This is a genomic window from Amphritea sp. 1_MG-2023 (genome assembly GCF_030547545.1).
Classification (GTDB): domain Bacteria; phylum Pseudomonadota; class Gammaproteobacteria; order Pseudomonadales; family Balneatricaceae; genus Amphritea.
Genome location: NZ_JAUOQE010000036.1, coordinates 1 through 16,719, shown reverse-complemented (window position 1 = coordinate 16,719; position 16,719 = coordinate 1). Strand labels below are relative to the sequence as shown.

18 protein-coding genes and 3 tRNA genes are annotated in these 16,719 nt (G+C 49.6%); 15 read left to right on the top strand and 6 right to left on the bottom strand.

The genetic code is table 11. The features are described 5' to 3' along the window. From Q4488_RS16035 to Q4488_RS16010, 6 genes are all read left to right on the top strand, one after another. Window positions 1-702, top strand: coding sequence for an ABC transporter ATP-binding protein (locus Q4488_RS16035; RefSeq protein WP_303581495.1), 702 nt, complete (start codon window positions 1-3; stop codon window positions 700-702). Window positions 703-1,011: 309 nt separating this feature from the next. Next, window positions 1,012-1,209, top strand: coding sequence for a hypothetical protein (locus Q4488_RS16030; RefSeq protein ID WP_303581494.1), 198 nt, complete (start codon window positions 1,012-1,014; stop codon window positions 1,207-1,209). 509 nt (window positions 1,210-1,718) lie between these two features. Further along, window positions 1,719-2,225: a histidine phosphatase family protein gene (locus Q4488_RS16025; RefSeq protein ID WP_303581493.1), complete on the top strand. Its 507-nt coding sequence runs from the start codon at window positions 1,719-1,721 to the stop codon at window positions 2,223-2,225. Window positions 2,226-2,302: 77 nt separating this feature from the next. After that, window positions 2,303-3,259, top strand: a complete 957-nt coding sequence (locus Q4488_RS16020) for an AEC family transporter (RefSeq protein WP_303581492.1) — start codon at window positions 2,303-2,305, stop codon at window positions 3,257-3,259. Between the two features lie 36 nt (window positions 3,260-3,295). Continuing rightward, the gene (locus Q4488_RS16015; RefSeq protein WP_303581491.1) at window positions 3,296-4,507 is read left to right on the top strand and encodes an SO_0444 family Cu/Zn efflux transporter; all 1,212 of its coding nucleotides are present in this window, start codon (window positions 3,296-3,298) and stop codon (window positions 4,505-4,507) included. Further along, the gene (locus Q4488_RS16010; RefSeq protein ID WP_303581490.1) at window positions 4,504-5,130 is read left to right on the top strand and encodes an ankyrin repeat domain-containing protein; all 627 of its coding nucleotides are present in this window, start codon (window positions 4,504-4,506) and stop codon (window positions 5,128-5,130) included. The genes Q4488_RS16015 and Q4488_RS16010 overlap by 4 nt, the downstream gene beginning before the upstream one ends. A 13-nt stretch (window positions 5,131-5,143) precedes the next feature. Here Q4488_RS16010 and Q4488_RS16005 read toward each other — a convergent pair whose 3' ends face one another. The 6 genes from Q4488_RS16005 to hemA all read right to left on the bottom strand — a co-directional run bounded on the left by Q4488_RS16005 (window position 5,144) and on the right by hemA (window position 10,064). Beyond that, window positions 5,144-5,497, bottom strand: a complete 354-nt coding sequence (locus Q4488_RS16005) for a RidA family protein (RefSeq protein WP_303581489.1) — start codon at window positions 5,495-5,497, stop codon at window positions 5,144-5,146. Between the two features lie 168 nt (window positions 5,498-5,665). Further along, complete coding sequence (locus tag Q4488_RS16000; protein WP_303581488.1) at window positions 5,666-6,061, bottom strand: CoA-binding protein; 396 nt, start codon at window positions 6,059-6,061, stop codon at window positions 5,666-5,668. A 16-nt stretch (window positions 6,062-6,077) separates the two neighbouring features. Then, window positions 6,078-6,833 (bottom strand): molybdopterin-synthase adenylyltransferase MoeB, encoded by a 756-nt coding sequence (locus Q4488_RS15995; RefSeq protein ID WP_303581487.1) that lies wholly within the window; start codon window positions 6,831-6,833, stop codon window positions 6,078-6,080. A gap of 1 nt (window position 6,834) precedes the next feature. Then, complete coding sequence (gene prmC, locus Q4488_RS15990) at window positions 6,835-7,689, bottom strand: peptide chain release factor N(5)-glutamine methyltransferase (protein WP_303581486.1); 855 nt, start codon at window positions 7,687-7,689, stop codon at window positions 6,835-6,837. A gap of 11 nt (window positions 7,690-7,700) precedes the next feature. Next, complete coding sequence (gene prfA, locus Q4488_RS15985; RefSeq protein WP_303581485.1) at window positions 7,701-8,789, bottom strand: peptide chain release factor 1; 1,089 nt, start codon at window positions 8,787-8,789, stop codon at window positions 7,701-7,703. A 6-nt stretch (window positions 8,790-8,795) separates the two neighbouring features. Further along, entirely contained in the window at window positions 8,796-10,064 is a 1,269-nt protein-coding gene (gene hemA, locus Q4488_RS15980) for a glutamyl-tRNA reductase (protein WP_303581484.1), read from the bottom strand. 181 nt (window positions 10,065-10,245) lie between these two features. Here hemA and Q4488_RS15975 point away from each other — a divergent pair, with 181 nt between their 5' ends. The 9 genes from Q4488_RS15975 to Q4488_RS15935 all read left to right on the top strand — a co-directional run bounded on the left by Q4488_RS15975 (window position 10,246) and on the right by Q4488_RS15935 (window position 16,718). Then, complete coding sequence (locus Q4488_RS15975; RefSeq protein ID WP_303581483.1) at window positions 10,246-12,039, top strand: tetratricopeptide repeat protein; 1,794 nt, start codon at window positions 10,246-10,248, stop codon at window positions 12,037-12,039. 3 nt (window positions 12,040-12,042) lie between these two features. Then, the gene (lolB, locus tag Q4488_RS15970; RefSeq protein ID WP_303581482.1) at window positions 12,043-12,639 is read left to right on the top strand and encodes a lipoprotein insertase outer membrane protein LolB; all 597 of its coding nucleotides are present in this window, start codon (window positions 12,043-12,045) and stop codon (window positions 12,637-12,639) included. A gap of 96 nt (window positions 12,640-12,735) precedes the next feature. Beyond that, a tRNA-Gln gene (locus Q4488_RS15965) sits at window positions 12,736-12,810 on the top strand. Window positions 12,811-12,964: 154 nt separating this feature from the next. Then, window positions 12,965-13,906 carry a ribose-phosphate pyrophosphokinase gene (locus tag Q4488_RS15960; RefSeq protein ID WP_303581481.1) on the top strand — a complete coding sequence of 314 codons (942 nt, stop codon included), beginning with the start codon at window positions 12,965-12,967 and terminating at the stop codon, window positions 13,904-13,906. Window positions 13,907-14,035: 129 nt separating this feature from the next. Then, entirely contained in the window at window positions 14,036-14,635 is a 600-nt protein-coding gene (locus tag Q4488_RS15955; RefSeq protein ID WP_303581480.1) for a 50S ribosomal protein L25/general stress protein Ctc, read from the top strand. Window positions 14,636-14,657: 22 nt separating this feature from the next. Then, a complete protein-coding gene (pth, locus tag Q4488_RS15950) occupies window positions 14,658-15,251 on the top strand; it encodes an aminoacyl-tRNA hydrolase (protein ID WP_303581479.1) in 594 nt (197 codons plus the stop codon). Window positions 15,252-15,267: 16 nt separating this feature from the next. Continuing rightward, window positions 15,268-16,359, top strand: a complete 1,092-nt coding sequence (ychF, locus tag Q4488_RS15945) for a redox-regulated ATPase YchF (RefSeq protein ID WP_303581478.1) — start codon at window positions 15,268-15,270, stop codon at window positions 16,357-16,359. A gap of 192 nt (window positions 16,360-16,551) precedes the next feature. Next, window positions 16,552-16,628 (top strand) — tRNA-Met (locus Q4488_RS15940). An 18-nt stretch (window positions 16,629-16,646) separates the two neighbouring features. After that, window positions 16,647-16,718: transfer RNA gene (locus tag Q4488_RS15935), tRNA-Gln, on the top strand. Window position 16,719 lies beyond the last annotated feature (1 nt).

Below are 16,719 nucleotides of genomic sequence, written 5' to 3'. Positions count from 1 at the left end.
ATGCTGCGGATCGAAAATGTAAACACGCATTACGGCCAAATTCAGGCGCTGCATGATGTCAGTGTTGAGATCAATCAAGGTGAAATCATTACGCTGATCGGCGCCAACGGTGCTGGCAAGACCACGCTGATGATGACCATCTGTGGTGATCCCAAGGCATCGTCCGGAAAAATAACCTTCGAAAACGAAGAGCTAGGGCGTTTTAATACACCGGAAATTATGCGTAAAGGCTTAGCCATCGTGCCTGAAGGTCGTCGTGTCTTTAGTGCCATGACCGTTGAAGAAAACCTGTTTATGGGATCTTACTTTCGCTCGAATGAGCAAGCCGATGAAACCGCAAACTACGTTCTTAATTTATTCCCCCGTCTGCAAGAGCGCTATAAACAGCGAGCCGGTACCATGTCGGGTGGCGAACAACAGATGCTAGCCATTGGCCGAGCACTGATGAGCAAGCCAAGGCTGTTACTCCTGGATGAACCCTCTCTCGGGCTAGCGCCCATCATAATCCAACAGATTTTCGATATTATCGAACGTTTGCGAGATGAAGGCGTAACTATTTTTTTGGTTGAACAAAATGCTCATCAAGCGCTGCGGATCGCCGATCGAGGCTATGTGCTTGAAAATGGTCGAATCGTCAAAACGGACTCTGGTGCCAACCTGCTCACCGATGAGTCGGTGCGTCAAGCCTATCTGGGTGGATAGCTTAACGCGTTAATCGCGATCAGCACCTCAATACATGTCACTGAATAGCGACAATAAAACCAGCCAAATGGCTGGTTTTTCTATTTATGGTCTATAATTTTTTTCCTAACCATCGATTATCTCTGCGATTGGGCCATCAATAACGGCAATATCGATCTAAAAACAGTGACTTATATGATCATTTTTTAAACTGTTTTTTATATGCTAATATAAGTCGCATATTCACGACACAATTAGAGTCAACGATGGCTCTTTTTTATTACACCCATCATTAGAGCAACAAAAGTTAAACGTTTTGAGGGAAGCCAAATGACATGTCTATGCCCACAGTGCAAGTCACTACTGGAACATCAAAGCATCCGCCTGCATAACCGCTTGGTTGAAGTTAAACATGTGCATAACAACACGCTCTATTCGTGTCAGGATTGCTCCGCTGAAATAGCACTGATGAGCGTGCCTCATCGCTGGCAACTAATGAGTTATCGGTCTGATCAGCAAGTCGCGTGATCATCGCTCTGAACTGATGTTCGGGAAAGTGAGTCTCGCTGCTATTAACTCATGCAAGCGCTCTGTATTACTTTACTCTGCAATAGAGGGTAGGGATTCAACGTGTCTGCTGTTCAACAATCGAGATACAAGCCATATCACTCATTCAGCCTCATCAGCTGATCTCAACAAACGTTAGTTGGGCTAAGGTTAAGTTAAGTCTGACGTTCCTCGCGGCTATTCACAACCGCATTAACTCACATCCATCATCACCGATCTAAACAGCGGTCTCAGCAGCAACATGCAGCGCCGGTGGTTCAGCGCTAATCCCTACTCTAGGTCTCCTTATTACAGGTCTCAATTACAGATTTCTATACACAAGATCCTAAACTCATCCCCCATATTCAGTCCCATATAACGGCAGCCTCTAGACTAGCCATAATATCCTCATCGATTGCCTACTCAGCGATAGCTTTTGCGGGTGCCTTGGTCAATACTGAATTGATCACTGTAGAGTTAGGGGACAGATCATGAAAAGGCTGACACTGGTACGGCACGCAAAATCAAGCTGGAAAGACCCTCAGCTATCTGACTTTGATCGACCATTGAATAAACGGGGTAAGCGGGACCTTCCACTGATGGCGAATCGGTTACAAATGTTCCAAATACAACCCGATCTGATTCTCAGCAGTGGTGCTCGTCGCGCCATCACCACCGCAGAGCAGGTTGCCTTAGAACAGGACTATCCAATCAACAAGGTGATTGAAGTGCCGGAACTCTTCCACGCTCGCGTTGAGACGCTGATTAACCTATTACAAGGTCAATCGGATCATTATCGCCATATTATGGTGGTGGGCCATAACCCATCACTGGAGCTAGCAAGCTATTATCTCACCCAAGAAAACCTAGCTAACTTACCCACCTGCGGAGTCATTCACATCGCCCTGAGTATTACCTGCTGGGAAGAACTATCCGAATCCTGTGGCAGCATCGAGCGACTCGATTACCCAAAACTTCATCAAAAAACTAACGCCTGAATATCGGCACGGGAAGATAAAATGGTAGAATTCTGCTAACGCCATCAATTAGCAGTTTGTTTAACGGACATACAGCCTTGAACCTCTACCTAGAAACCCTATTTTTTACCAGTAATATCGTTGTCCCAATCTTTTTTATCATTGCCCTTGGATACTTCCTCATGCGGCTGGGTATTATTGATAATAGCTTTATCAATACATCCTCGAAACTGGTGTTTACCATCACCCTGCCGGTACTGGTTTTTATGAGTATCTCGACCATGGATTTTCAGGCCGTTTTCAATCCGAGTCTGATGGGATACTTTATAATCACCACCTTGCTCAGTGTCTTAGTCATCTGGCAGATCAGTAAGTTTTTTATCAAAAAGCCAGAAGACCTCGGAGTGTTTATTCAAGGATCATTTCGCAGTAACTTCGGTATTTTAGGCTTGGCCATCAGTTTCAATATGTTTGGTAGCAGCGGCTTAGCCTTAGCATCGCTACTGCTCGCCTGCGTTATTCCACTCTATAACATCGTTTCGGTTCTGTTGTTATCAATGCCGATGCAAAATCAACAGGGCCCGAGCATTAGCGCCCCTCTCAAAGCGATGGCTCGCAATCCTCTGATCATATCGGTTCTGCTGGCACTGCCGTTCTCCTATTTTGGTTGGCCACTGCCGGCGGTTGGCGATACCGTTGGTCACTATTTTGCCAACCTAACCCTGCCTTTAGCGTTGCTCGCCGTCGGCGGCTCACTTAACCTAAAAAGCCTGAGAGATACGTCAGGCCAATCCAGTTGGGCAACCCTTATCAAACTGATCATCATGCCCCTAGTGATGACCATTGGCGCTTGGCTATACGGCTTTGAAAGCCAAGAACTCGGTATACTGTTTGTCTTATTTGGTTGTCCTACGGCATCGGCTAGCTTTATTATGGCTAAAGCGATGCAGGGTAATGCACAACTCGCCGCCAATATCATTCTCACCACCACCCTAGGATCTCTGATCACGCTCAGCGGCGGTATCTATTTTTTACGTTTACTGGCTCTGATTTAACCGGCCTAAGCGCAAACAGCGATACGAGGTATGACGATGTTACAGCTATTTTTTGAAAACCTTCTGGCGCTTTTTCTCGATACCGCGATCTGGCTACTCTTTGGCCTGATTTTAGCCGCTGTACTCAAGGGCTGGATCCCAACCTCGCTGGTGAATCGCTGGCTGAGTGGCAATGGCCCCGCTGCCGTTATCCGTGCAGCCCTGATCGGCGCTCCTCTACCGCTCTGTTCCTGCGGAGTATTACCGGCCGCCATCGGGCTACGTCGTTCGGGCGCCTCAAAAGCAGCGACTGTCTCGTTCCTCGTTGCCACACCCGAAACGGGGGTCGACTCTATTTCGGTGACTTACGCTTTGTTAGGACCGGTGATGGCCGTTACTCGTCCCATCTCAGCGATTTTCAGCGCCATTGTTAGTGGCATGATGATCATTATCTTTGATCGTCACAGCAATGATCAGCAACCGGCAACGGCGCTAGACAACAACGTCAATGAATCGGCCTCAGAGAGTTGCTGTCGTGGCGCGACAAAACCCGCCGCTAAGTCATGCTGCGCTCAGCCCAAACAACCACTGACCGATCACTGCTGTGATACCTCGAGCGAGTGCAGCAGCGACACGAATAAGCCTCAAAGAGAAGCCGCTAGCGGTTGTAGCTCAGAATCAATGACAGCGATGTCCGCCACACCGCAGCCGGGTATCTTGGCCGGATTACAGTTCGCTATTTTTGATATTCTCGATGATATCTCTCAATGGCTCGCTATTGGTCTGATTCTAGCGGCGGTCGTTGCCACGCTTGTGGAACCCGCCAGCCTCAGCCAATGGGGTAGCGGGCTGACGGCAATGTTGCTTATGCTGATTGTGGGTTTACCTCTGTATATCTGTGCCACCGCCTCCACCCCGCTGGCGGCGGCTCTGTTGGCAGCGGGTATGTCTCCCGGCGCGATTTTAGTCTTCCTACTCGTCGGCCCCGCAACCAATATTGCGTCATTAGGCATATTGAGTCGTGAGCTCGGTGTCAGAGCGGTCATTATTTATCTGAGCGGCATCAGTGTTTGTGCGATATTGCTAGGTCTTGCCACTGACGCAATACTCAGTCAGCAAGACCTCATCGTTGGCATGCCAATGGCTGAGCACAATACGGCAGCCGTTATGGTGATCAAATGGGTTGCCGCTATTCTCTTGTTACTGTTGGCCATCAAACCCTTACGTCAGTTGGTTTGGCGTAACGAAAGCGTCACCCACTGCTCATGAGTTTTTTTACCCAACGTAAGCTCAATAAACTGCAACAGGCGGTGATCGAAGGCGATCTTACGCGGCTTAATAAGCCGTTTTATAAGCTCGATCAAGCACGGCTCATCGAGCCCTCGTTTGACTATCAAGGTACGCCCTGCAACTTACCAGAACTCGCCATTCTTGCCGGCCAAGCAAACGCCTTAGCGCATCTTATTCAAGCGGGATGCGATCTTTCTGCGAGCCTCGCTGAACCGCTGTTGTATCAAGCCATGCGCCATCCTCAGCAGAGTCTCGCCCTGATGACCGTGCTACTGCAAGCCGATATTCCGCTCAACTATCCCGAACAGAATCCCAGCCATGCGTTATTTGCCTGTTTCCGGTTGTGCCCAGCAAAGCAGTTGATGCTTCATCTTAGTCGACTGAATGAATATGGCGCTGACCTGAACGTGCGCGATATCGAGGGCAATACGGCGTTGATATTAGCGTTACAGCTAGACCATAAGCCTCTGGTGCAGATGCTGATAAACAGTGGCGCGCAGTTACCAGAAGAACTGCCGGAGCAATTATGCGGGGAAGAGATCATCGGCTATGCACAACGACTCGCCGATGATCTGCGTATTAGACAGCTGATGCTGGGATAAAGCAGCCAAACAATTATTTTTTAACGGCGGCAACCACTGAGATTTCAACCAGCAATTCAGGTCGCGCCATCCGCGCTTCAACACACGCACGAGCAGGCGCATGACCTTCGGGTACCCAACTATCCCAGACCGCATTCATCGCCGCAAAATCTTTCATATCACGGATATACAGCGTCGCCGATAGGATATGCTCACGATCGCTGCCCGCTTGCTGTAGCAGTGCATCCACTTTATCCAGCATGGTTGCGGTCTGCTCAGTAATACCATCATTAGCATCCTTCGCTACCTGACCACACAGATACACAGTATCGTTATGAATAACGATACGGCTCATTCGCTGAGCCGTTTCCTGACGTTCAATAGACATAGTTTTCACCCTTAATAAAATCAGTAATTGTATTCAATCGCTTGGCTGACGCCAGACTGATCTACCTAAAATTCAGCGAAGAGACAACAGAAAGCGGGGTAGTCGATACATTTGCAGAAAATAATACTGCTGCCAGACAATCATCAATCGCTGGCAGCAAAGATTTGATTACAGACGCGGGATTTCAATCGCAGGACAACGATCCATCACCACCTTCAAACCAGCGGCTTGTGCCTTTTCAGCGGCTGGCTCATTCACTACTCCTAACTGCATCCAGACGGCCTTGGCATGTACGGCGATCGCTTCATCAACCACATCGCCGGCCTCAGCGGAATTTCGGAAGATATCTACCATATCGATGGGCTCTTTTATGTCGGCTAACGATGAAACCACTTCTCGCCCATGAATATACTCACCCGCCTTAAGCGGATTCACCGGAATCACGTTATACCCTTTAGCCAACAAAAAATGCATCACATGATTGCTGGCCCGATGAGACTTAGGACTAGCGCCCACCAAGGCGATGGTTTTGCTTTCCTTTAATACCTGACGAATAACGTCCATTGAATTCGATACCTCTTTAATTATTGTTATATCCGCAGCAAGGACACTCAGGATCTCGTCGCAGCTTCAGTGTTCGCCATTCCATATGACGACCATCCAAAAGTAATAGCTTACCCACCAGTGGTTCACCCACACCCGCCAACACTTTTAAGGCTTCCATCGCCTGTACTGAACCGATAATACCGACCAACGGTGCGAGCACGCCACTCTCAGCGCAGGTCAGACTTTCTTCATCGCCATCGCGATAGAGGCAGCGATAGCAAGGCGCGTCATCTTGACGCGAATCAAACACGGACACCTGCCCTTCAAGGCGGATAGCCGCCCCGGATATGAGTGGAGTTTTATGCTTTACGCAGGCTTCATTCAAGGCAAAACGGGTAACAAAGTTATCGCTGCAATCAACCACTAGATCCGCTTCTGCTACCTGCTTTGCCAACTCAGCATCCGTCAGCCTAGCATTAATCGTCGCAACCTGAATATCGGGATTCAGTGCCGCTAGGGTGTCTTTGGCCGAAGCCACTTTAGACCAGCCAATCGTTGCGCTGCGATGAACAATTTGCCGTTGTAAATTCGTCAGCTCAACACAGTCATCATCGACCAACACCAGTCGACCGACACCCGCCGCCGCTAAATACATCGCCACGGGGCTACCCAAACCACCGACGCCAATAATTAACACCGTCGCCGCTAGCCACGCTTCCTGACCGGCAATATCCACTTCGGGTAACATTATTTGTCGGCTATAACGTAATAGCTGATCATCATTCAGCATACTATTTAATCTCTTTTTCGACGGAATTTATCGGCCAGCGAGCCCAGGTTAAGCGATCATTACCACCATAATCCTGCGCCGACTCAATATCAGTGTAATGCAGTTCCAGCAATAACTGCTGCACCGCTGCGGTCTGATCATAGCCATGCTCGAACAGTAATAGGCCGCCAGCAGCCAGAAAATCTGACGCTTGCGAGGCGATGTAGCGGATATCGGCTAAGCCACCCTCCTCGGCTACCAACGCACTGCGAGGTTCGAAGCGAACATCGCCTTGCATCAGGTGCGGATCTTGTGGATCGATATAAGGCGGATTACTGACAATTAGATCAAACACTCCGTCAACCGGCTCAAACCAGCTTCCCTGTAACACCGTCACATTCTCGAGACCCGCCCGTTGTCGATTACGCTCTGCGAGCGTTACCGCCTCTGCAATACGATCAACGGCGACCAACGACCAGGCCGGACGTTCATCCGCCAGTGACAGCGCGATGGCCCCAGTGCCGGTGCCTAAGTCTAATACTCGGGCCGTTGCAGGGGATATGAGTTGCAACGCCTTTTCTACCAAACACTCGGTATCGGGGCGAGGAATCAACGTGCTCGCATTCACCTCGAGTTCGAGATTCCAAAATCCCCGAGTACCGGTCAGATGCGCAATCGGTTCTCCCTGCAAGCGTCGTTCAAGCAATTGTTCAAACTGCAACTGCTGCGCCTCGGTCAACCGTTGATCGGAGTGCGTAAACAGAAAAGTACGGTTACAGCCGAGGATATAACAGAGCAACAGCTCCACATCGGCGACCGGGCTATCACTCTTAGCAGCAAGCTGAGCCGCCTGACGTTGCGCGTCAAATATATTCATGACAGTTCAGGCTAGCCCTCTTCGGACAGCGCCCCCAATAACTCTGCCTGATATTCATTAACCAGCGGATCAACCACGGCAGCGAGCGCCCCCTCCATCACCTCTTGCAGTTTATAGAGGGTCAGATTGATACGGTGATCGGTAATCCGTCCCTGAGGAAAGTTGTAGGTACGAATCCGCTCGGAGCGATCCCCACTGCCCACTAATGATTTACGTGTGCTCGCTTGTGCGGCCGCATGCCGCTCCCGTTCTGCGGCTTGCAGACGAGACGCCAGCAATGACATCGCCTTAGCACGGTTTTTATGCTGCGAACGTTCTTCCTGACATTCAACCACGACACCGGTTGGAATATGAGTCAAGCGAATAGCCGAGTCCGTTTTGTTGACGTGCTGACCACCCGCACCGGATGAGCGGAAGGTATCCACTCGCAGATCGGCTTTATTGATTTCAATATCGCTGACCTCATCCATCTCTGGCATCACCGCAACCGTACAGGCAGAAGTATGAATACGTCCCTGAGATTCGGTTTCAGGCACTCGCTGAACTCGATGAGCGCCGGATTCGAACTTCAAACGGGAATAAACATCTTTACCGATAATCCGTGTGATCACTTCTTTATAGCCGCCGTGCTCACCTTCATTAGCGCTGATAATTTCAAGTTTCCAGCCCTGATTTTCGGCAAAGCGACTATACATACGCAATAAATCACCGGAGAAAATCGCGGCTTCATCGCCCCCCGTGCCAGCCCGTACTTCTAAAAAGACATTATGCGAGTCATTCGGATCTTTTGGCAGCAGGAGTATTTGCAGCTCCTGCGCCAGAGTGTCGATCGTCTCTTTGGCTGTGGAAAACTCGTCTTTCGCCATCTCGCGCATATCAGGATCAGCATCCTCCTGCATCAAGCGCGCTTCTTCCAAGTCGGCTTGCGCCGCCTGATAGGATTGAAAACACTTTACCACCGGTTCAAGCTCGGCGTATTCCATCGAATAAGCGCGAAACTTATCCTGATTAGAAATCACCCCGGCATCCCCCAACAACGCCGCTAATTCTTCATAACGGTCGGCTAGGCTTTCGAGTTTAAGGGCTATTGATTCTTTCATCACTAATCAGTCTTCTTTCACATTAGGAGATAGCTGATACAAACCTTGCGCTACCTCGAGATAATCATCACGTCCCTCAGCACTCGCCTTACGCAACTGTACCGTGGGGTTATGAATCAATTTATTGGTTAAACCCCGTGCTAAATTATTCAGCACGGTGGCCGCATCTTTACCGTTATTCAGTTGTCGCAGTGCTTTGTTCAGCTCACTATCGCGAAGCTGCTCGGCCTGCTGACGCAAAGCCGTCACCGTTTCGACAGCCCCGAGTGAACGTAATTGACGGATAAACTCCATCGCCCCCGCGGCAACCAACGTTTCCGCTTCACAGGCGGCGCTTTCACGACTACGGACATTTTCCTCGATCACCTCTTTAAGATCATCGACCGTATAGAGGTAAACATCATCCAGCTCTGCCACTTCGTGCTCAATATCCCGAGGCACCGCGATATCGACCATAAACACCGGCCGATGCTTGCGCTTTTTCAACGCCGATTCAACCGCGCCTTTACCCAGAATCGGTAACTGACTAGCGGTCGATGAAATCACAATATCGGCATCTTCGAGTGCCTCAGGAATATCACCCAGTAGGATAGCGCGGGCATCAAATTCCGCCGCCAGCGTCTCGGCGCGTACCAGCGTTCGGTTGGCAACCGTCATCTGCTTGACCCCCGCCTCGGATAAGTGCCGCGCCACCAGTTCGATGGTCTCGCCGGCACCAATCAATAACGCTTTACTCTGACTCAAATCACTGAAGATATGTTGCGCAAGACTCACCGAGGCATATGCGACAGAGACCGGATTTTCACCAATCGCCGTATCGGTACGTACTTTTTTCGCCACCGCAAACGTTTGCTGAAACAAGCGCCCCAATTGCGCACTAACCACGCCAGCACGCTGTGCGACCGCATAACTCGATTTCAGCTGTCCGAGTATCTGCGGCTCACCTAACACCAGAGAATCGAGGCCACAGGCAACCCGCATCATATGCTGAGCGGCCTCTTGATCCCAATGCGCATAGCTACACGCTTGTAACTCATCGGGATCAAGATGATGGTAACTGCCCAGCCACTCTAACAACGCACGCGTACCTTCGAGTTCTGTCGAGCAATAAAGCTCTGTCCGATTACAGGTAGATAGAATCGCCACCTCTTTCAGATGAGCGAGTCGGCAGGCCTGCCCCAACGCATCAGCCATCTGCTCCGGCGCAAACGCGACCTTCTCACGAACCGATACTGAAGCTGTCTTGTGATTAATGCCTAACGCGAGCAAAGCCATATAGGAAAATAACACCTAGGTTGAAAATAGCGCGTAATAATACACTTTATTCACTCAAAGGTTAAAAAACCCAACCCCGATCAGATCAATTTTTTGCAAATTAAACCCATATATGACAACACCCCCGTGATTCATCTATAGTGGAGCCATCAATCTCTTGGCGACAGTTAATATCAGCAACATGAAAGCATCTATAGCAAAACCTAGGTTCATCACAGCCAAACCTAAGCCCATCGCGACATTGGTTTCTCTATGCGGCAGAAAAATAACCACGCCTATCACCGCCGCGTTAATTGCCATGGTATTCAGCCTGAGTGGCTGCAGCACACAACAGAACAACACGCCAGCCACAGAGACGGTGCAACTGCCTGAGATAGAATATCGCCGCGGTGAACTCAACAGAGAAACCCTATACGATCTCATCGTCGCCGAGATCGCCGGTCAACGCAAAGCCTTTGATCTCTCGCTAGAGACTTATCTGCATCAAGCACAGTTAACAGGCGATCCTGTGATCGCGCAACGGGCGGCCTATATCGCGCAATACCTTCAGCGGCCTGACGAGTTACTTCTGGCTGCTAATCTGTGGCAAAAAGCTGAGCCCAATAATCCAGAACCCTATCAGATAGCCGCCAGCCTATTACTGCATAAAGGTGATTTTTCCGCCGCGCTACCGTTATTGCAACACGCTCTGAATCACTCCGACAAACAAACCCTCATCTTGATTAGCGCCCAAGCCGATCAGTTCACTGCGGATGAAACCAAGGCCTATATCTCATTGCTAGAACAGCAAGCCAATCAAGCTAGCAATGCCATCCTGTTGACCACCTTAGGCATTTTATACGCGCAACAGGGCGATAACGTTAAAGCCCTACAGCGTTTTAATGCCGCCATTTTAGATGATCCCGAATATCTGGAAGCAACCCTGCAAAAAGCAGAGTTGTTACGTGCCCAAGGCGCCTTTCAACAAGCCATAACCGCTCTCGAACCCTATATGGAGGCGGATTTACCTAATCAACAACTATTCACGCTCTACGTACAACTGCTGTTTCAAGCGAAACAAACACAACAAGCCGTACAGCAGTCATTACTCCTAGTCGAAACCTTTCCTGAAGAACCACAACTGACGTTCTATACGGCCTTACTACTGCTGGAAAACGATCAGATTGAGCCCAGCCGCAACATCATGCAAGCTCTACTGAATCGCTATCCCAATAACACCACGCCGCATTATTATCTTGGACTGATTGAGCAACATAATGGCGCTATCAACGCCGCCATTGATCACTTCGTTAAGGTAAAAGACAACGCCAATGTACATCAAGCCTTTAGACGGATCGCCGCGCTGCTCGATGACGCCGACAACCGCTCTCGACTGCAAGCGATTTTACAAGATGCTCGCAACAATCTACCCAGTCTCGAGACTCAGCTCTATGTCATCGAAGCCGAATGGCTCAATCGACATGATTTCAAAGATGAAGCCCTGAGCCTGCTCGATGAAGCGTTACAACAACACCGCGATGATACCAGCCTGCTGTATACACGAGCGATGACGCTCGATCCTCAGGATATCGATCTCATTGAACAGGACCTACGCCAAGTTCTAAAATTTGAACCGGATAATGCGATGGCGTTAAATGCCCTTGGCTACACGCTATCGCTCTATACCGATCGCTTTGATGAAGCATATGCACTCATCGATGCGGCCTTGAATTTGTCGCCGAGCGATCCATCCATTCTCGACAGTATGGGCTGGATACTCCTAAAACAAGGCAAAGCCAATGAAGCCATCGACTTCCTGCAACAGGCTTACGACCGCTTCCCGGATCCAGAAGTCAGCGCTCATCTTATTCAAGCCTATCATGCCGCCGGTCAGCCTCAAGCTGCCCTAAAATTGTTAAAAAAGGAACAACTGAAACACCCAGATAATGATTTTCTGCGCGATGCGGCCATCTCAATTAACGCCCCACAGGACTAAATCATGCGTCTAGCTCTGTTGCTTATATCCTTTGTCTTACTGCTATCCGGCTGTTCAGGGCTGACATCGCAAACCACCGCCCCTATCAATCAACGTTCATGGCATGATCACTATCAAGCCCTACTGACAACCGATGAATGGCAACTTAAGGGTAAAATAGGTATCCGCACTGAGGAACAAAACAACAGTGCCAATCTGTTCTGGGAGCAACAGCAACAGCATTACCTGATTGAACTGACCGGCCCACTCGGTCAGGGCGGGGCGCGCATAGAGGGTAACGGCGATGGCATCAGCATCGATATCGCCGGAGAAGAGCCTCTCTGGGCGGCGACACCGGAACAATTAATGCAGCAGACCCTCGGCTGGCAGTTCCCCGTTAGGGAACTACTGTATTGGGTGCGCGGCATTCCCGCCCCCAATAGCCCTTACGATCTCAGCCTCAATCAACAACTCGCGCAACAGCTGAACCAAAATGACTGGCAAATCAATTACTTAAGATACAACTATCAAAGTAATTATCCGTTACCAGAAAAAATAACCATCCGTCGCAACGGTCTTCAATTGACCATCATCGCGAAAGAGTGGCAAATAGCCTACTAAAATTGTCCCTTTTCGGCGCCATTCGTTTGACTTTAACGCACGCATCCGTGAAAATGTGCGCCTCATTTACGGACCTGCTCCGTAAATCAGAGCTACTGGGGTATCGCCAAGCGGTAAGGCAACGGGTTTTGATCTCGTCATGCGGAGGTTCGAATCCTCCTACCCCAGCCAATTTTTAAGCCTGAGCAACTGCTCGGCTTTGAAAGGACCCGGCCGGGAAGCGGCTCCTGAGCCTTTATCTTGAGGCTTCAACAGAGTGCATACCCCGCCAAACAATATGAATGAATCTCAATTAAACGACTGCAGATCCGAGAAGGTAGACACCGTGCCTAAAATGATGGTCTTCACTGGCAATGCAAACCGCCAGTTGGCTGAAAAAGTTGTAGAACGCCTCGATATCCCGATGGGCGAAGCCACCGTAACCAAATTCAGCGACGGCGAAATCAGCGTTGAGATTCATGCGAACGCGCGTGGTAAAGACGTCTTTATCGTTCAATCCACCTGTGCGCCAACCAACGATAACCTGATGGAATTGATCGTTATGGCGGATGCGCTGCGGCGTGGCTCTGCCAGCCGGATCACCGCGGTTATCCCTTATTATGGTTATGCCCGTCAAGATCGCCGGCCTCGTTCTGCCCGTGTTGCGATCAGTGCTAAAGTCGTTGCCGATATGCTCGCCGGCGTAGGTATTGACCGAGTGCTAACCGTTGATCTTCACGCGGATCAGATTCAGGGATTCTTTGATGTGCCTGTTGATAACGTCTACGGCTCGCCCGTTTTACTCGATGAGATCTCGCGTCAGGATTATGACAATCCGGTCGTCGTCTCCCCCGATGTTGGCGGCGTAGTCCGTGCGCGAGCCGTCGCTAAACAGCTAGGTTGCGATCTAGCCATTATCGATAAGCGACGTGAAAAAGCCAACGAAGCTCAAGTCATGAACCTGATCGGTGATGTTGAAGGTCGTACCTGCATTCTGGTTGACGACATGTGTGATACAGCAGGCACACTCTGCAAAGCGGCTGCTGCACTGAAAGCTAATGGCGCCAATAAAGTGGTTGCCTACGCGACTCATGCCGTACTATCTGGCGCCGCGATCAGCAACATCAATGGATCTGACCTAGATGAGTTGGTTGTCACCGATACCATCCCCCTGAGCGAAGCCGCTCAGCAATGCAGTCAGATTCGCCAATTAACATTGGCACCGATGCTAGCAGAAGCGGTTCGCCGCGTCTGTAACGAAGAATCTATCAGCGCAATGTTCCGTTAAACCTGCGAGCTTGATGGTAGCTGATACACATCCCTAACGGGAAAACGTGCCCATCATGGGCTTACTAAAATAACTGCAAAGACCTGGTCGCAAGGTGTTTGCAGTTTTGTCTTTATTAAAGGTATCAAAATGACCGATTTTGTATTGAATGCACAGCCTCGCACAGACGAAGGGAAAGGTGCGAGCCGCCGCCTACGTCATGCTGGTTTTGTTCCTGCTGTTGTTTATGGCGGAGACAAGCGTAAAAAGCCTGTGTCTATCTCTCTGGAAAACCGTGTTCTGGTTAAACAACTGGAAGATCAAACATTCTTCTCTTCTATTCTGACACTCGAATTAGAAGGCAAAGAAGAAAAAGTTATCGTTAAAGATATGCAACGTCATCCAGCGAAAGACTCTGTGCTGCACATTGACTTTCAGCGTGTAACGAAGTCAACGCCAATCGAAATTATCGTGCCGCTGAACTTTGTTAACTTCAACCAGTCTCCCGCTGGTAAAGCATCAGGCAAATACACCATTCAGCAGAACACCGCTAAAGTTCTCTGCTTGCCTGAAAACCTGCCTGAAGCACTGGAAGTTGACCTGTCTGGTGTTGCTATGGATCAGGTTATTCACCTGTCTAACATCTCTCTGCCAGAAGGCGTTGAGATTGTCCAACTGCGTCGCGGTGCTGACCGTGATCAGAGTATTGCTCAAGCTTACGCACCACGTGCAGCTAAAGCAGGCGCTTAATCGCTAGACCACAGGCTTCGGTATGCAAGACCAGATACAACTGATCGTAGGCTTGGGTAATCCCGGCCAGAAATATGACCAGACCCGTCACAATGCCGGAGCCGACTTTGTCGGGCAGCTTGCTGCCCGACACCTTATTCAGCTCAAGCCAGACTCTAAGTTTCACGGCTTATACGGTAAAATCAGCCTGAACGGTAAAGCAGTTCACTTGCTGATTCCAACTACCTTTATGAATCTTAGCGGCCAGGCAGTTGCCTCACTGGCTAATTTTTATAAGATTCCTGCTGAAAATATTCTTGTCGCTCACGATGAACTCGATCTACCGCCCGGCATTGCTCGGTTTAAATTAGGCGGCGGTCATGGTGGTCATAACGGTTTACGCGACATTATCAGCAAACTAGGCAACAACAAGAATTTTTATCGCCTGCGCATTGGCATCGGACATCCGGGCAGCGCAAGCGAGGTTATCGGCTTCGTATTAAAAAAAGCCCCCTCTTCTGAATTCAAGATGACAGAAGCCGCTTGTGACGAAGCTTTGCGAGTGCTGGAACAAGCCGCCGACGGCGACTGGCATAAAGCAATGACCACCTTACACTCCTTTAAGCCGAACAACTGACGACAGGATCATAGCCATGGGTTTCAAATGCGGCATCGTTGGTTTGCCAAACGTAGGCAAATCTACTCTGTTTAACGCGCTGACCAAAGCAGGTATTGGTGCAGAAAACTTTCCCTTCTGCACCATCGAACCTAATGCCGGCGTTGTCCCCATGCCAGACCCTCGTCTGGAGGCGCTTTCAGCCATCGTTAAACCTGAACGCGTTCTCCCCACGACGATGGAATTTGTTGATATTGCAGGCTTAGTTGCCGGCGCTTCGAAAGGCGAAGGGCTCGGCAATAAGTTCCTTGCGAACATTCGTGAAACCGATGCTATCGCTCACGTTGTCCGCTGCTTCGAGGATGAAAATGTTATCCACGTCGCCAATAAAATCGATCCGATTGATGATATCGATATCATCAACACCGAATTGGCATTAGCCGATCTGGAATCCGTTGAGAAACAGCTGAATAAAGTCATGCGTATCGCCAAAAGCGGCGATAAAGATGCACTGAAATCGAAAACCATCCTCGAAAAAGTGCTTGCTCAACTAGAACAGGGTAAACCGGTTCGCGCACTTCAATTAAACGAAGAAGAACACGCTGAAATCCATCAATTTCATCTGCTAACCATTAAGCCAACCATGTATATCGCCAACGTGGCGGAAGATGGCTTCGAGAACAACCCTCATCTCGATAAAGTGATCGCGCTGGCCGAAGAAGAAGGTGCGGCGGTTGTCGTTATCTGTAATAAAATGGAAGCAGAAATTTCCGAATTGGAAGATGAAGAGAAGCTGGAATTCCTTCAGGAAATGGGTATGGAAGAACCCGGCCTCGATCGAGTCATCCGGGCGGGCTATTCCCTACTAGGACTACACACCTACTTTACCGCCGGCGTTAAAGAAGTACGTGCTTGGACAGTCAAACAGGGCGCGACAGCACCTGAGGGCGCTGGAGTTATCCACACAGACTTCCAAAAAGGCTTTATTCGCGCGGAAGTAACCGCTTATGAAGACTTCATCCAATACAAGGGTGAAGCGGGTGCTAAAGAGGCGGGTAAGTGGCGTCTTGAAGGTAAAGACTACATCCTTAAAGATGGTGATGTGGTGCACTTCCGCTTTAACGTTTAAGCCTACCCTCAAGCAGGCTAGCTAAGCGCTGATTTAATGCGCATAGCCGTACAAAAAACAGCCATTCTGAAGCCTTTCAGCATGGCTTTTTTTTTGCCTTGCCAGTGACAGATAAATTAATAGTTTTTTACCTCTAATCAGTTGACATGATTAGCAAAAAAGAGAATAATTCGCGGCCTTGATAAGTGCTAAGGCAATATAGCTCAGCTGGTTAGAGCATCGCATTCATAATGCGAGGGTCGCAGGTTCGAGTCCCGCTATTGCCACCATTCACTTATCAACATTGCTGGGGTATCGCCAAGCGGTAAGGCAACGGGTTTTGATCTCGTCATGCGGAGGTTCGAATCCTCCTACCCCAGC

Excerpts from the sequence above, each read along its gene's own strand:
- ychF (WP_303581478.1), top strand. The coding sequence starts at position 15,268 with ATGGGTTTCAAATGCGGCATCGTTGGTTTGCCAAACGTAGGCAAATCT.
- Q4488_RS15975 (WP_303581483.1), top strand. The coding sequence starts at position 10,246 with ATGAAAGCATCTATAGCAAAACCTAGGTTCATCACAGCCAAACCTAAG.
- Q4488_RS16010 (WP_303581490.1), top strand. The coding sequence starts at position 4,504 with ATGAGTTTTTTTACCCAACGTAAGCTCAATAAACTGCAACAGGCGGTG.
- Q4488_RS16030 (WP_303581494.1), top strand. The coding sequence starts at position 1,012 with ATGACATGTCTATGCCCACAGTGCAAGTCACTACTGGAACATCAAAGC.
- Q4488_RS16015 (WP_303581491.1), top strand. The coding sequence starts at position 3,296 with ATGTTACAGCTATTTTTTGAAAACCTTCTGGCGCTTTTTCTCGATACC.
- Q4488_RS15995 (WP_303581487.1), bottom strand. The coding sequence starts at position 6,833 with ATGCTGAATGATGATCAGCTATTACGTTATAGCCGACAAATAATGTTA.
- lolB (WP_303581482.1), top strand. The coding sequence starts at position 12,043 with ATGCGTCTAGCTCTGTTGCTTATATCCTTTGTCTTACTGCTATCCGGC.
- pth (WP_303581479.1), top strand. The coding sequence starts at position 14,658 with ATGCAAGACCAGATACAACTGATCGTAGGCTTGGGTAATCCCGGCCAG.
- prmC (WP_303581486.1), bottom strand. The coding sequence starts at position 7,689 with ATGAATATATTTGACGCGCAACGTCAGGCGGCTCAGCTTGCTGCTAAG.
- hemA (WP_303581484.1), bottom strand. The coding sequence starts at position 10,064 with ATGGCTTTGCTCGCGTTAGGCATTAATCACAAGACAGCTTCAGTATCG.
- Q4488_RS15955 (WP_303581480.1), top strand. The coding sequence starts at position 14,036 with ATGACCGATTTTGTATTGAATGCACAGCCTCGCACAGACGAAGGGAAA.
- Q4488_RS16000 (WP_303581488.1), bottom strand. The coding sequence starts at position 6,061 with ATGGACGTTATTCGTCAGGTATTAAAGGAAAGCAAAACCATCGCCTTG.
- Q4488_RS16025 (WP_303581493.1), top strand. The coding sequence starts at position 1,719 with ATGAAAAGGCTGACACTGGTACGGCACGCAAAATCAAGCTGGAAAGAC.
- prfA (WP_303581485.1), bottom strand. The coding sequence starts at position 8,789 with ATGAAAGAATCAATAGCCCTTAAACTCGAAAGCCTAGCCGACCGTTAT.
- Q4488_RS16005 (WP_303581489.1), bottom strand. The coding sequence starts at position 5,497 with ATGTCTATTGAACGTCAGGAAACGGCTCAGCGAATGAGCCGTATCGTT.
- Q4488_RS16035 (WP_303581495.1), top strand. The coding sequence starts at position 1 with ATGCTGCGGATCGAAAATGTAAACACGCATTACGGCCAAATTCAGGCG.